This window comes from Flavobacterium maritimum, from assembly GCF_040049085.1.
In the GTDB taxonomy this organism is placed as follows: domain Bacteria; phylum Bacteroidota; class Bacteroidia; order Flavobacteriales; family Flavobacteriaceae; genus Flavobacterium; species Flavobacterium maritimum.
In genome coordinates this window covers 809950-825835 of the sequence record NZ_JBDLZY010000001.1, presented here as the reverse complement: position 1 = coordinate 825835, position 15886 = coordinate 809950, and the positions used below count along the sequence as shown (strand labels likewise).

The following is a 15886-nucleotide window of genomic DNA, read 5'->3' as shown; positions in this document are numbered from 1 at the left end:
TATGACATTTATACTTGAATTAGAAACCGCCTTCAGGAAAAAACAAAACACCGAGAATGCTTTTGCCATGGCAAAATACATGAAAAATAATTTTCCTTTTTTTGGAATTAAAACCGATGACAGAAGACATGTTTTTAAAGAAATCTGGAAGAATAATGAAAATGAAGTTTCCACAAATGCTAGAGCAATTGCCGAAGAATTATACGCTAAGCAAGAACGTGAACTTCACTATTGTGCGATAGAGGTTTTAATGAAAACCCTCAAAAAAAATTACATCAAAGAAGATATTCATCTCATTGAAAAACTAATTATCACTAATTCCTGGTGGGATAGTGTGGATACGATTGCTAAATTTATTTTAGGGGAATATTTATTAGAATTTCCAACAGAAACTGTTAGCGTCATTAATCATTTCTCCAATTCGGAAAATATGTGGCTTAACAGAAGTGCTATTTTATTTCAATTGGGATACAAAGAAAAAACCGATTTTGATTTACTAAAAGCAATCTGTGAGAAACACAAATCCTCAACGGAATTTTTTATTCAAAAAGCAATTGGCTGGTCCTTACGCGAATATGCAAAAACAAATCCCGTAGCAGTTCGAAACTTTGTTCTTAATACCGATTTAAAAGTTTTAAGTAAAAAAGAAGCATTAAAAAATATTAGTTGAGCTTAAAATAATACTAATTTTGCACCCCTTTAAAAAATTATAATGTTCAAAAAGTTCACATCCCAATTAGAAAGCATCATTGCCTGGTCGCAAACCAAAATAACGGCAAAACAGTTTATATTTTTATCAGCAGTTTTAGTAGGTATTTCAGTGGCTTTTGCGGTAATTGTTCTTAAAGCTTTTGCACACTGGGTCTTTTTGTTTGCAACTTATGTCAGCGGTATTTTAAAGCTAGGATTCATTAATGGTATTTTACCGATAATTGGTATTCTACTTACTGTTTTTGTTGTCAAAAGATTTTTAGGAGGAACAATCCAAAAAGGAACTTCACAAATTTTATATGCTGTTGCAAAAAAAGCGAGTATTATTCCTCGAAAACAAATGTATGCCCAAATCGTAACCAGTTCCCTGACCGTTGGCTTAGGAGGTTCTGCAGGTTTAGAAAGTCCTATTGTAATTACGGGTGCCGCTTTTGGTTCTAATTATGGTCAAAAATATAAACTATCCTATAAAGACCGGACTTTGTTAATTGGCTGCGGTGTCGCTGCCGGTATTGCCGCTGCGTTTAATGCTCCTATTGCCGGAGTTTTGTTTGCCATTGAAGTTTTATTGGTTGATGTTAGTATAGCGGCTTTCACGCCGATTATGATTGCTGCTGCAACCGGCGCTTTGGTTTCGGTAATTGTTTTAGACGAGACTATTTTATTGTCGTTCAAACAACAGCAAACTTTTGATTATCATAATATTCCTTTTTATGTGTTTTTAGGGTTATTTACGGGATTTATTTCCGTTTATTATTCCAGAAATTTTGGGCGAGTTGAACATTTTTTTTCCCGACTTAAACTTTCTCCCTATAAAAAAGCACTCTTTGGCGCTTCGATTTTGGCGATTCTAATTTTTATTTTTCCAACACTTTTTGGAGAGGGTTATGAAAGCATCAAAACCTTATCCGACGATGATCCCGGAAAATTACTGGAAAACACCCTATTTAGTGGATTTCGTAATAACAGTTGGGCCTTATTGATATTTGTTGGTTTAACTATGATGGTCAAAGTTTTTGCAACTGGAATTACTCTGGGAAGTGGAGGAAACGGAGGAAACTTTGCTCCTTCTATGTTTCTTGGATCCTATGCTGGTTTTTTCTTTTCTAAATTTTTTAATTTAACCGGAATCACAAAATTACCGGTAAGCAATTTCACCCTAGTTGGGATGGCTGGAATTTTAAGTGGCTTGTTTCATGCTCCTCTGACAGCTATTTTCCTTATTGCCGAAATTACAGGTGGCTACAACTTAATGATTCCATTAATGATTGTTGCTTCTATCAGTTTTGCTATTTCAAAACGATTCGAAAAACATTCAATGGACGTAAAAAATCTAGCGAAAAAAGGACATGCATTTACGAGCAATAAAGACACTAATATCCTTTCTACATTAGATACCAATTCAATTATTCAAACCGATTATTTAACGGTTACACCAAATGAAAATCTCGAAAAGCTAGTTGATTTGATTTCCCATTCCAATCAGGTAATTTTTGCTGTAGTCAATTCTGCAAATGAATTATTGGGTATTGTGCATTTTAATGATATTCGGGAAATAATATTCAATACTTACAGGGTAAAATATACATTAGTCAAAGAAGTAATGACAGCCCCAGCAGAAATTATTTTTCCGGAGGACAGTATGGAAATGGTTATGAATAAGTTCGAAAAATCAAGAAAAGCTTTCTTACCCGTACTTAAAAACGACAAATACTACGGCTTCATTTCTAAATCTACGGCGCTCGAAGCCTATCGAAGTAAGCTAAAATCAATGACGATAGAATAATTTTAATATCGGATAGATTTAATTTTTTAAATATCCGATAACAACAATTCCTTTACAGCTCAACGATATTGAGTTAGCAACCGTCTTTCACCATAAATTAGTTTGGATACATCCTTTCTTTGATGGGAATGGTCGTACGGTTCGTTTGGCTATGAATTTATTACTGATGCGTTGCGGTTTTCCACCTGCCATAATCTTGAAAAATGACAGAAAGAAATACTATGAAGCATTAAATCAGGCTAATGGTGGCAATTATCAAAAATTAACACTGTTGATGTGTCAATCATTAGAGCGCACTTTGAATATTTACATTAATGCTCTACCAGGTAATGACAAAGAATATGTAGAAATTTCAAATCTCGTACAAGAACCAAATATGCCTTATGGTCAGTAATACATCAGTTTATTGGCCAGAACGGGCAAAATTGATGCCTACAAAGAAGGCAGGAACTGGCTAACCACCAGAGAAGCCGTCGAAGTTACATGGCAACCCGAAAAAGAAAACGCTAACTCCAATTAGCGTTTTTTTATATCCCATTTTAACACAATCTTCTATCCTGTTCTATCAAAAGTAGCAATCAAAATGGTAACTTTGCTTTTTTGCAAAAATTATGCTAGATACAGACAATACGATTGAAGTTCAAGGTGCTCGCGTTCACAATCTAAAAAACATAGATGTTTCGATTCCCCGTGAAAAACTGGTGGTGATTACCGGACTTTCGGGTTCCGGCAAATCCTCATTAGCTTTTGACACCATTTATGCAGAAGGACAGCGTCGTTATGTGGAAACTTTTTCTGCTTATGCACGACAATTTCTTGGTGGACTGGAACGTCCCGATGTGGATAAAATTGATGGTCTTTCGCCTGTAATTGCGATTGAACAAAAAACAACCAGCAAAAGCCCACGCTCGACGGTGGGAACTATTACCGAGATTTATGATTTCCTGCGTTTGCTTTATGCCCGTGGTGCCGATGCCTATAGTTATAATACTGGAGAAAAAATGGTTTCTTATTCTGACGAACAAATCAAAGATTTAATTATTCAGGATTTTACAGGAAAACGCATCAATATTTTGGCACCGATTATTCGCGCCCGAAAAGGACATTATGCCGAACTTTTCCAGCAAATAACCAAACAGGGATTTTTGAAAGTTCGTGTTAATGGCGATATTCAGGATTTGGTTTCCGGAATGAAACTAGATCGGTACAAAACCCACGACATCGAAATTGTTGTCGACAGAATGCTAGTCGAAGATACTCCTGACAATCAAAAAAGATTATCCGAAAGCATTAATACAGCCATGCATCATGGTGAAAATGTTTTGATGATTCTGGATCAAGACACCAATGAAGTACGCTATTTCAGTAGAAATTTGATGTGTCCAACTACAGGAATTTCGTATCAGAATCCGGAACCGAATTTGTTTTCTTTTAACTCCCCAAAAGGAGCTTGTGAGCATTGCAACGGTTTAGGAACTATCAATGAGATCAATACCAAAAAGATCATCCCTAATCCTAAACTGTCTATAAAAAGTGGTGGATTTGCACCTTTGGGCGAATATAAATCATCTTGGATTTTTAAGCAATTAGAAATTATAGGTGAGAAATACGGATTTAAATTGACTGACCCCGTAGAAACCATTTCGGAAGAAGCAATGGAAATGATTTTGAATGGCGGAAAAGAGAAATTCGTTGTCAATTCTAAAGACTTGGGGGTTTCCCGCGAATATAAAATTGATTTTGAAGGGATTTCGCATTTTATCAAAAACCAACATGACGAAAGCGGATCCACCACAATAAAACGTTGGGCAAAAGAATTCATGGACGAGGTAAAATGTCCTGTTTGTGAAGGTTCCCGTTTGAAAAAAGAAGCTTTATTCTTCAAAATTAATGAAAAGAATATTGCCGAATTGTGTGATATGGATATTTCAGATTTGACCAAATGGTTTCAAGACCTAGACCATCATTTATCCGATAAACAAAAACGAATTGCGACTGAGGTTATCAAAGAAATTAAAGACCGATTGAACTTCCTGATGAATGTTGGTTTGAACTATTTGGCTTTAAGCCGAAGTTCTAAATCCCTTTCCGGTGGTGAAGCACAGCGTATCCGATTAGCGACGCAAATTGGTTCACAATTGGTCGGTGTTTTATATATTCTGGATGAACCGAGTATTGGTTTACACCAAAGAGATAATGAGAAACTGATTCATTCTTTAGAGCAATTGCGCGATATTGGAAATTCAGTGATTGTGGTGGAGCACGATAAAGATATGATTGAACGTGCCGATTATGTGATTGATATTGGTCCGAAAGCCGGGAAATACGGTGGTGAAATCATCAGTGAAGGAACGCCTGCCGAAATCCTCGCTTCAAATACTATCACCGCACAATTCCTTAACGGAGAAATGAAAATTGAAGTTCCATCAAAAAGACGTGAAGGCAACGGAAAATTCCTAAAACTGACTGGAGCAACCGGAAATAACCTGAAAAACGTTTCGATAGAATTGCCTTTGGGTAAAATGATTTGTGTGACTGGTGTTTCAGGAAGCGGAAAATCAACCTTAATTAACGAGACGCTTTACCCTATTTTGAATGCCTATTATTTCAATGGTGTCAAAAAACCGCAACCATACAAAAAAATTGAAGGATTGGAGCATATCGATAAAGTGATTGATATTGATCAAAGTCCAATTGGAAGAACACCGCGTTCAAATCCAGCAACCTATACTGAAGTTTTTACGGAAATCAGAAATCTGTTTACGATGACTTCCGAAAGCATGATTCGGGGATATAAAGCAGGACGTTTCAGTTTTAACGTAAAAGGCGGGCGTTGCGAAACCTGCGAAGGTTCGGGTGTACGTACGATAGAAATGAACTTTCTACCCGATGTGTATGTGGAATGTGAGACCTGTCAAGGAAAACGTTTCAACAGAGAAACATTGGAAATCCGCTATAAAGGAAAATCCATTTCGGATGTACTGGATATGACGGTAGATGAGGCGGTTCCGTTTTTTGAAAATATACCAAAAATTTACCGAAAAGTAAAAACGATTCAGGATGTAGGTTTGGGTTATATCACGCTGGGACAACAGAGCACCACGCTGTCCGGTGGTGAAGCACAGCGTATCAAACTGGCCGGAGAATTATCCAAGAAAGATACCGGAAACACATTTTATATCCTTGACGAACCCACAACAGGATTGCACTTTGAGGACATTCGGGTGTTGATGGATGTGATTAACAAACTGGTTGACAAAGGAAATACGATTTTGATTATTGAACACAATATGGATGTCATCAAACTGGCCGATTATATTATCGATATTGGTCCGGAAGGCGGAAAAGGTGGCGGACAACTTATTGCCAAAGGAACTCCTGAAGAAATCATAAAAATTAAAAAAAGCTACACTGCGCAGTTTTTGAAAAAAGAGTTATCTTAGTCAAAACATCCTTGATAAAGATGAATTGAAAATAAAAAATTAAATTGAAAACGGGATGCCCTAGCCCCTTTGTATGGTGATTTTTCTTCACCGTAGAAAGATACAAGCGGATAGCTGGAATAGCTCCCAAAATAAAAGATTATGAGATTAGAAGATTTTGATAATGATGAAGATAAAGTAATTCAAGACAAACTGAAACGTAAAACCTGGAACGAGATCAGAACCAATGATAGTTGGGCGATTTTCAAGATTATGTCTGAGTTTGTTAATGGTTATGAAAACATGGGACGTATTGGTCCTTGTGTTACTATTTTTGGATCGGCCAGAACAAAACCTACTGACCCATATTATTTGCTTGCCGAAAAAATTGCTTATAAAATCAGTAAAGCCGGTTACGGTATAATTACCGGCGGTGGCCCAGGGATTATGGAAGCCGGAAATAAAGGAGCCCATCTTGGTGGTGGAACCTCCGTTGGTTTAAACATTGAATTACCATTTGAGCAGCATTACAATCCGTATATTGACCGCGATAAAAACCTGAATTTTGATTACTTTTTTGTTCGAAAAGTGATGTTTGTCAAATACTCGCAAGGTTTTGTTGTTATGCCGGGCGGTTTTGGAACTATGGATGAATTGTTTGAGGCCATGACTTTGATTCAGACCAAGAAAATTGGAAAATTCCCGATTATATTGGTAGGATCCAGTTTTTGGTCCGGATTGGTAGAATGGATAAAGACCGTTTTGGTAGAAAAAGAACATACCGTAAGTGCCGAAGATTTGGATTTATTTAAAATAGTTGATACTGAAGATGAAGTAGTTGACGTTTTAGACAAATTCTACAAAAAATATGATTTAACCCCTAATTTTTAGCAGTAATCGGGGCTTAAAAATAATTCGGACACTACTACTATTTTAATAGATTTACCCTTCTTTTTGTAGGTAAAAATCCGTATATTGGTTTACGTTTTAAAATTCTAAAAACTATTGAAATCAATCTGTAAAATAGCGGTATCCATTCTTGTTTTTTTTGCCCCTGTAAAGCTGTTTTCACAACATCATTCTCAATTATCTGTTGAGGCCAATTTAGTTACTAAAACACTTAACATTCAGCAAGAAATCACTTTTTTCAATCAGTCGGACGATACCTTGCGTTCGATTGTTTTGAATGATTGGAATAATGCCTATTCTGAAAAGAACTCTCCTCTGGCCAAACGTTTTTCGGATGAGTTTTACAAAGGTTTTCATTTAGCCAAAGACAGAGAACGCGGAAGCACAGAAAACCTTACCATCATTGGCCCCCACAAACTATTTCTTAGCTGGGAAAGAACCGAAAAAAATCCTGATTTTATCGAAGTGGAATTAAGGGAAAAACTGGCGCCAAACGAAAAAATAACCTTGTCTCTTACCTACGTAACCAAAGTCCCAAGCGACAGGTTTACTGAATATGGCTATACTGACACCGGCGGTATGAACCTTAAAAATTGGTTCCTTACTCCTGCCCGTTTTGAAAATCATGAATTTGCCAGATACAGCAATTACAATTTGGATGATTTTGCCAATGCAATTTCTGATTTTGATATTGACATAAAAATTCCAAAATATCTTGAGGTTATAACCGATCTAAATACTGATTCTAAAACACAAGACGACAAGTTTTTGATTTATAAATTAAATGGACACAATAGAACTGATTTCAGTCTTTTCATAGAACCAAAACTCAGTTTTTACAGCTATAAGAACGATCATCATGAAGTTCTTACTGACATGAAAAGCAGCAGATTGAACGATATTCAAAAAGCGATTGTCATTGACCGAATCGTAAATTTTACAACAAATTTGATTGGGGAATATCCGCATGAAAAAATCCTCGTTTCACAAGCCGATTATAACCGAAACCCATTTTATGGCTTGAATCAACTGCCCTCTTTTATCAGTCCTTTTTCGGATGAATTCATGTACGAAATTAAGTTTCTGAAAACCTATTTAAATACATACCTTAAAAAAAGCCTGCGTTTGGACCCGAGAAAAGACAACTGGGTTTATGACGGTATTCAGATATATACTATGATGAAATATATGGACGAGTACCATCCGGACAGTAAAATGCTGGGTAGCGCCTCAACTATTGGATTGCTGAAAGGTTATAATTTGACCAATATCGATTTTAATGAGCAGTACAGCTATTTTTATATGCTTATGGCACGAAAAAACCTTGACCAGCCATTAGAATACCCTAAAAACTCGTTAATCAAATTTAACGAACAAATTGCCAGTAAATATCGTGCGGGTTTAAGCATCCGATTTTTGGATGATTACTTGCAAAACAACACCGTCCCGAACAGTATCCGCCAGTTTTACGCCTTAAACATGGAAAAACAGGTTTCCCGAAACGAATTTGAAACACTGTTACAATCAAATTCTTCTAAAGACATCAACTGGTTTTTTAACACTATTATCAATTCAAGGGAAATCATTGATTATAAATTCGCCAGCGTTTCCAAAACAAAAGACAGCATTACTTTTTCGATTATCAACAAAACCGAAATCCCGGTTCCTATTCCTATATATGGAACCAAAAAAGGGAAAATAGTTTTTAAAGAATGGCTTGATATCGATGCTTGCGACAGCACTTTTACATTCGCCAGAAAAAATGCCGATAAAATTATTCTAAATTACAAAAACGAAGTACCTGAATTCAATTTAAGAAATAATTGGAAAAAATTGGAAGGTTTTTTTCCAAATAACCGACCGCTGAAATTTACTTTCTTCAAGGATTTAGAGGATCCATATTACAACCAGATTTTATATGTGCCAATAATAAGTTATAATTATTATGATGGAATTGCGCCAGGAATGAGATTTTACAACAGAACCATTTTAGACAAGCCCTTCATTTTTGACTTGAACCCCGCCTATTCTATAAAATCAAAAAATTTGTCGGGATCTGGTGCCTTTATCTATAATACAGATTACAGAAAAAGTCATTTATATAACGTAAAATATTCTATTTCGGGATCCTACTTTCATTATGCCCCCGACGCCGCTTATCTGAGAATAAATCCTATGGTGCAATTACGTATTCGCGGAGACGACTTCAGGGACAACCGAAAACAAGTGATCTTTGCACGTCAGGTAATTGTACAGAGGGAAGAAAGCGCTATTGTTGTTGACAATTCCGAAGAAAATTATTCTGTTTTTAATATCAAATATTTCAATACTAGAACCGAGGCTACCAATCATTTCAACTTTGTACCTGATTTACAAATTTCAAGTCAGTTTGGAAAAGTATCAACTGAGATAGAATTTAGAAAACTATTTGAGAGTAACCGTCAACTTAATTTAAGATTTTATGCAGGAGCATTCCTGTATAACGATACTGATTCTGATTATTTCAGTTTTGCGCTGGACAGACCAACAGATTACCTTTTTGATTACAATTATTATGGAAGATCAGAAGACAGCGGTTTTTTTAGTCAACAATACATTCAAGCTGAGGGTGGTTTTAAATCAAAATTAAGTACGCCTTATGCGAATCAATGGCTTACTACTGTGAACGCCAGTTTTAATATTTGGAATTGGGTCGAAGTATATGGTGATCTTGGTTTATTAAAGAATATGCATCAAAATAAACATTTTGTTTATGATAGCGGAATCCGTTTAAATTTAGTTACAGACTATTTTGAATTGTTTTTACCAGTATATTCTAATAACGGGTGGGAAATTTCTCAAAGTAATTACAGTGAAAAAGTACGGTTTGTGATTACTTTGGCACCTAAAACATTAATCAATCTTTTCACTAGAAAATGGTTTTAATCGACAACAAATCACCTATTTTTATTAAATTATTCTCAGTAAAATCCATAAAAATTAAATTTAATTAAAAAAAAGACAGTATTTTTTTTACATTCGTTATAAATAATAAAATTATATTTTCTTCAATGAATTATGAAAATAGCCAGTTTTTAAGTAAATTTGCCGCATTAAGTGATACTTTTCAATTATGATAAAAGAACAAATAAATTCTACATTGACATTTGAAGACTTCAAATCCGAAGTATTAAATGACTATAAAATCGCTATAACAAGCAGAGAATGCAGTCTGCTGGGGCGTAAGGAAGTATTAACTGGAAAGGCAAAATTTGGAATTTTTGGCGATGGCAAAGAAGTACCGCAACTAGCCATGGCAAAATCCTTCAAAAACGGTGATTTCCGTTCCGGCTATTATCGCGATCAGACATTTATGATGGCTATTGGAAAATTGACCATAGAGCAATTTTTCGCCGGATTGTATGGTCATACTGATATTGAGAAAGACCCAATGTCTGCAGGAAGACAAATGGGAGGTCATTTTGTGACACACAGTTTAAATGAAGACGGATCTTGGAAAAATCTTACTGAACAAAAAAACTCTAGTGCTGACATCTCTCCAACCGCAGGACAAATGCCTCGTTTATTGGGACTTGCACAAGCATCAAAAATATATAGAAATGTTTCAGGTATAAAAAATGCATCTAATTTTTCTATTGAAGGAAATGAAATTGCATGGGGAACTATCGGAAACGCAAGCACTTCTGAAGGTGTTTTCTTTGAAACCATCAATGCAGCAGGAGTTTTACAAGTACCAATGGTTATGAGTGTTTGGGACGACGAATACGGAATTTCTGTTCATGCCAAATATCAGACGACTAAAGAAAGTATTTCTGAAATCCTAAAAGGATACCAAAGAGAAGAAGGAACTAATGGTTTTGAAATCCTTACCGTAAAAGGATGGGATTACGTCGATTTAGTTGCTACTTATGAAAAAGCGGCTGATATCGCCCGTGAAAATCATATTCCTGTTTTAATTCATGTCAACCAATTAACACAACCTCAAGGACATTCCAGTTCAGGTTCACATGAAAGATATAAAAATGCTGCCCGACTGGCTTGGGAAAAAGACTTTGATTGTATCCGTCAGATGAAATTATGGATGATTGCTATTAATATCGCTTCTCCGGAGGAAATTGACGAAATAGATGCTGCAGCAAAAAAAGAAGTTCTTGAAGGTAAAAAAGCTGCATGGAAAGCTTTTATTGAACCTATAGTTGAGGAGCAAAAAGAGCTTGTTTCATTGTTAGAAAAAATCGCAGAAACCAGCAAGAGTAAAGATTTAATTTTACAGCATACTGCTAAATTAAATGCTATAAAAGATCCATTGAAAAAAGAAATATTGGTTACTGCACGTAAAGTTTTACGACTGCTAATCAATGATAATGGGCAAAATGAATTATCGCAATGGATTACCGATTACACCAATAAAACGCAACGCAGGTTTAGCAGTAATTTGTTTTCTGAGTCCGATTCGAATGTATTTTCGGTAAAGAAAGTTTTACCGGAATATTCAGAAGACGCTAAAGAAGATACTGATGGACGTATGATTTTGCGTGATAATTTTGATGCCATTTTTACGAAATACCCAGAAACTCTAGTATTTGGTGAAGATGCAGGAAATATTGGAGATGTTAACCAAGGTTTGGAAGGCATGCAAGAAAAATACGGTGAACTACGTGTTGCCGATGTGGGAATTCGTGAAGCAACTATTCTAGGACAAGGAATCGGAATGGCATTACGAGGCCTGCGCCCTATTGCAGAAATTCAATATCTAGATTATTTATTGTATGCAATTCAAATCATGAGTGATGATTTGGCGACCCTACAATACAGAACAGTTGGAAAACAAAAAGCACCGCTTATTATACGTACCCGTGGCCACCGCTTAGAAGGTATTTGGCATTCCGGTTCACCAATGGGAATGATAATCAATGCCGTAAGAGGTATTCATGTGTTGGTTCCAAGAAACATGACACAAGCTGCCGGATTCTATAATGCACTTTTGGAATGCGATGAGCCTGCACTTGTAGTAGAATGCTTGAACGGTTACCGATTGAAAGAAAAGATGCCGTTGAACTATGGTGAATTCAAAACTCCAATTGGAGTCGTTGAAACCTTAAAAGAAGGCTCAGATATCACCTTGGTTTCTTATGGTTCTACATTACGATTGGTTGAACAAGCTGCCAAAGAGCTTCTTGAAATCGGTATTGATTGTGAAATTATCGATTTACAGTCTTTACTTCCATTTGATATCAACCATGACATTGTGAAAAGTATTGCTAAAACGAATCGTCTTTTAGTAATAGATGAAGACGTTCCGGGTGGAGCTTCTGCATATATTTTACAACAAATCATCGAGCAACAGGATGGTTATAATTATTTGGACAGTAAACCACAAACATTAACTTCAAAAGCGCACAGACCTGCTTATGGAACGGATGGGGATTATTTTTCAAAACCCTCTGCTGAAGATATTTTCGAAAAAGTATATAGCATGATGAATGAGGTGAATCCTTCCAAATTCCCTGATTTATATTAGAAAATTTTAAATCATTAAAAAGCCAGATAAAATTATTTTTGTCTGGCTTTTTTCGTTGTAAATTAAATTTTAATAAAAATATTAGTGTAATATTTTCTTTTGTTATGAGGGTTTTCCCTTATTGAAATTCCAAAATGCGTATAATCCCCAATGATAGTTTCTCTATGTTTAGGACTATTCATCCATGCAGCAAAAGCAGCTTGAGGAGAATTGTAATTATAAGCTATAATTTCACCCACTGTCTTGGCTCCCAAAACATTTGTCATGTTCTCTGAGCGTTCAACAAAACCATTATGGTTGACCACATTATGGGCAATCATATAATTATCGTGTTCTTCTGATTTATAGGAGATGTGATTAATTTTCTCCAACGCATTTAAACCTATACTTACTCTGTAATCATTTATCAATTTCAGAGTCTCTAATTCTGATGAAATATAAGTATAGTCCATAACCTTGAGAGAGGATACATTGGTATCTTCTGGTTCTACATTATCAGAGGAACAACAATTCATGGTGTACGCAATCACAATTAGCGATAATACACCGTACAAATTTGATTTCATAATAACAGCTGTCAAGTTTCACAAGGTTGTTGACGAAAGTTGATTTAATTTTCATTCAAAAAAATTGGAATTATAAAATTTAGAAATACAGAAACAAATCCTTTTTATTCTATTCCTAAAGCCTTATTCTCTTTCAACAATAAGAAGGAAAGGGTAGAAAAAATAGAATAACTCAATATTTCCAAATAGTATTAGGTTACAATAAAAGACAAGAATAGCCACTAGAGAAATTAAAATAGCTTCTCTATTCTTTCTATAAAAAATTGGGGGACGGTTTATCCTTTTAGAGGATGCTTAAGAAGAGGTTGTTTTCCATAGACGCCTTGTTTTAAATTATTATTTTAAAATCGGCACAAAATAGAGCCAGTTACCAATGGTTCGAATGTAACCCGAACAATCATCAATAAGTAAAAATGCAGTAGACGAGGCGTTTATTATGATCAAAAGACAAATTATATTATGTCTCTTTTAAAAAAGTTTTACCTTAATCAAACTTTTAGAAAAATACTTTAAAAAACAGCCCGAAGTTAAAAACAACAAATCTAATAAATTCAATTTTAACCTTAATTAACACTAAATCAACGAATTACAAGAGCTCACTGATTACTATTTAATAAAACAATACTGACTTGCCTATGAAAAATAAGGGGCTATTTGTCGAGAAAAATATATCACATTAGGGCAATCAAAGAAGCTAATCCAAAATGGAATGCTTTTTTTGGATTTGTATTCCTAATCCAATGAATATGAGACTCAATTCACAATTAAAAGTTATAATGCCTCACAAATTATTTATCTTGATTTTTTTTATTTTAAATTTAGACTTCCTAAAAAAATAAAGTAAATGAACCCTTTGGAAAAACTCCTAAAAAGCATTCAAAATGTAAACGTAATAGACGATTCAATTCCTCATGATCAATATATTCCTTTGGATTTATCCGTTTCTAATACGACTTTAGCAGGACTTGCTATAGACAATGCGATTGATTTTGAAAATTTCATCGAAAGAACCTTAGCGGATAATTATTCGAAAGTGGCCTACGGGGGATATAATGAGGAGCGAAATTTATACAAAAGAAGTTCCGTTTTTAATGACAACAAAACCGAAGAAAGAAACATACACATCGGATTAGATTTATGGATTAAAACCGGAACACCTGTATTAGCAGCTCTTGATGGAACTGTTCATAGCTTCAATTACAATAACAATCTGGGAGATTATGGTCCCACAATCATATTGGAGCACCAATTGGAAAATCAGACTTTTTATACTTTATACGGACATTTATCGTTAGAAAGTATTGCGGAACTCAAAATTGGGACTTCTTTTTTAAAAGGACAACAATTAGCCTCATTGGGAGATGCTACCGTTAATGGTGATTATGCACCTCATCTACATTTTCAAATTATTAAAAACATCGGTGATAATTGTGGTGATTATCCAGGTGTTTGCAGTAAAAGTGACCTGGATTATTATTTAGAAAATTGTCCTGATCCTAATCTATTATTGAAAATCCCATAAATCATGAAAAAGATAATCCTCCTTTTTAGTCTTGTTTTGATTATTGGCTGCAAATCCAAAACAATTAGTAATGAACCAAAGCCTGAGGAAGTTAAAATCGTAAAACTAACGCTTTCTGACGCAACTGCATCGCAAAAAGACAAAGCGTACGAATTAGGAAAAAGAGTCCTTATGACTTGTAACACTTCAAAGTTCAAACCTTTTAACGAAAGTGAAGCTACTGCTTCTGTAATTAAAAATACTACGCTTGAAAATCTAACAAAAACCTGTACGAGATTCAGACAATATTACGGTACATTCAAAGACCTTCAGTTAATTGAAATCCACAAAAACCTAAATGAAAACACCCTTATTTTTCGCTATAAAGCCTTATACTCTAAAAAAGTAGCCAACAAAGAACTTCGTGTGTCTTTGAATGATGAAAATAAGGTTTCGTCTATAAAATCACTCGATTGGAAAGATACTTTTGAATTAAACTAGTCCTATCAAAGTAAAAAAAATCCTCCAGACAGTTTCAAATAAAACTGAAAAAGACTACATACCCACCTCACAAACAGCAACTTTGCTCAAATAACGCCCTTTGTCGAAGTTTATTCGTAAATTACAAAAAAGGAAATTGCCCTTGTGAATCTGTTTTTAAAAACAGTCTCTGATACAACTCCCCTTTTCGCAGAATCCTTCCTCTTATTAAAGATATAAAAAATTAATAATGTGTGAATTATGCAACTTATATCAAAAGTTATGTAAGTCTTTCCGGCAAAATTTAACCGAGTTTTACAAAATCTTCTAAAAAAAATAATTTGAAACTATATATCAAATACATGGTCAGTAATCGTTGTAAAATGGCGGTAAAAGAGGAATTGAGAAAACTGGGTCTACATTTCATTGTTGTTGATTTAGGAGAAGTCGAAATCATGGAGAACATTTCTATGGAACAAAGAGAAAAACTTAAATTGTGTCTCTTGAGTTCAGGACTTGAATTAATGGATGACAAGAAAGCCATGCTCATTGAAAAAATAAAAAATGTAATTATAGAAATGGTTCACCATTCTGAAGAAGTTATAAAAATTAATTTTTCAGACTATTTGCACGAGAAATTAAATCACGATTATACCTACTTGTCAAATTTATTTTCAGAAGTTCAAGGAACTACAATTGAGCAATTTATCATATCGCACAAAACAGAACGCATCAAAGAATTAATCATTTATGGAGAGCTCAATATTACCGAAATTGCCTGGAAGATGAATTATAGTAGCGTTGCACATCTCTCTTCTCAGTTCAAAAAAGTAACCGGTCTTTCTCCTTCTCATTTCAAAAAATTGAAGGACAAAAGAAGGAATCCGCTTGAAGAAATTGGGAATTGAAATCAGTAAAATCCAATTTATATAAATTTTATTAATACAAATAGAAATCATAAAAAATCAAGAATCACGATACGCGAGAAGT

General features: G+C 34.8%; 10 protein-coding genes and 1 pseudogene. 10 read left to right on the top strand and 1 reads right to left on the bottom strand.

The features are described from left to right. Nucleotide 1: 1 nt before the first annotated feature. The 7 genes and pseudogenes from ABEB23_RS03725 (at nt 2) to ABEB23_RS03690 (ending at nt 12349) form a co-directional block, all read left to right on the top strand. Nucleotides 2-670: a DNA alkylation repair protein gene (locus ABEB23_RS03725; RefSeq protein WP_348811028.1), complete on the top strand. Its 669-nt coding sequence runs from the start codon at nt 2-4 to the stop codon at nt 668-670. A gap of 42 nt (nt 671-712) precedes the next feature. After that, a complete protein-coding gene (locus ABEB23_RS03720) occupies nt 713-2497 on the top strand; it encodes a chloride channel protein (protein WP_348811027.1) in 1785 nt (594 codons plus the stop codon). 49 nt (nt 2498-2546) lie between these two features. After that, nucleotides 2547-3007 (top strand): annotated as a pseudogene (locus ABEB23_RS18330) (Fic family protein); the annotation flags it as partial. 101 nt (nt 3008-3108) lie between these two features. Further along, on the top strand, nt 3109-5940 hold the full coding sequence (gene uvrA / locus ABEB23_RS03705) for an excinuclease ABC subunit UvrA (protein ID WP_348811025.1): 2832 nt from the start codon (nt 3109-3111) through the stop codon (nt 5938-5940). A 141-nt stretch (nt 5941-6081) separates the two neighbouring features. Continuing rightward, a complete protein-coding gene (locus ABEB23_RS03700; RefSeq protein ID WP_348811024.1) occupies nt 6082-6810 on the top strand; it encodes an LOG family protein in 729 nt (242 codons plus the stop codon). A 114-nt stretch (nt 6811-6924) separates the two neighbouring features. Then, the gene (locus ABEB23_RS03695) at nt 6925-9753 is read left to right on the top strand and encodes a gluzincin family metallopeptidase (RefSeq protein ID WP_438861665.1); all 2829 of its coding nucleotides are present in this window, start codon (nt 6925-6927) and stop codon (nt 9751-9753) included. A 187-nt stretch (nt 9754-9940) separates the two neighbouring features. Further along, nucleotides 9941-12349, top strand: a complete 2409-nt coding sequence (locus ABEB23_RS03690) for an alpha-ketoacid dehydrogenase subunit alpha/beta (protein ID WP_348811023.1) — start codon at nt 9941-9943, stop codon at nt 12347-12349. A gap of 62 nt (nt 12350-12411) precedes the next feature. On the opposite strand, the gene ABEB23_RS03685 is transcribed toward ABEB23_RS03690, so the two are convergent. Beyond that, nucleotides 12412-12915, bottom strand: a complete 504-nt coding sequence (locus ABEB23_RS03685) for a CAP domain-containing protein (protein ID WP_348811022.1) — start codon at nt 12913-12915, stop codon at nt 12412-12414. Between the two features lie 844 nt (nt 12916-13759). Between ABEB23_RS03685 and ABEB23_RS03680 the strand changes: the two genes are divergently transcribed. From ABEB23_RS03680 to ABEB23_RS03670, 3 genes are all read left to right on the top strand, one after another. Continuing rightward, entirely contained in the window at nt 13760-14437 is a 678-nt protein-coding gene (locus ABEB23_RS03680; protein ID WP_348811021.1) for a peptidoglycan DD-metalloendopeptidase family protein, read from the top strand. Between the two features lie 3 nt (nt 14438-14440). Further along, nucleotides 14441-14917, top strand: coding sequence for a hypothetical protein (locus ABEB23_RS03675; RefSeq protein WP_348811020.1), 477 nt, complete (start codon nt 14441-14443; stop codon nt 14915-14917). A 341-nt stretch (nt 14918-15258) separates the two neighbouring features. Further along, nucleotides 15259-15804, top strand: coding sequence for a helix-turn-helix domain-containing protein (locus ABEB23_RS03670; RefSeq protein ID WP_348811132.1), 546 nt, complete (start codon nt 15259-15261; stop codon nt 15802-15804). The last annotated feature ends 82 nt before the right edge of the window (nt 15805-15886 follow it).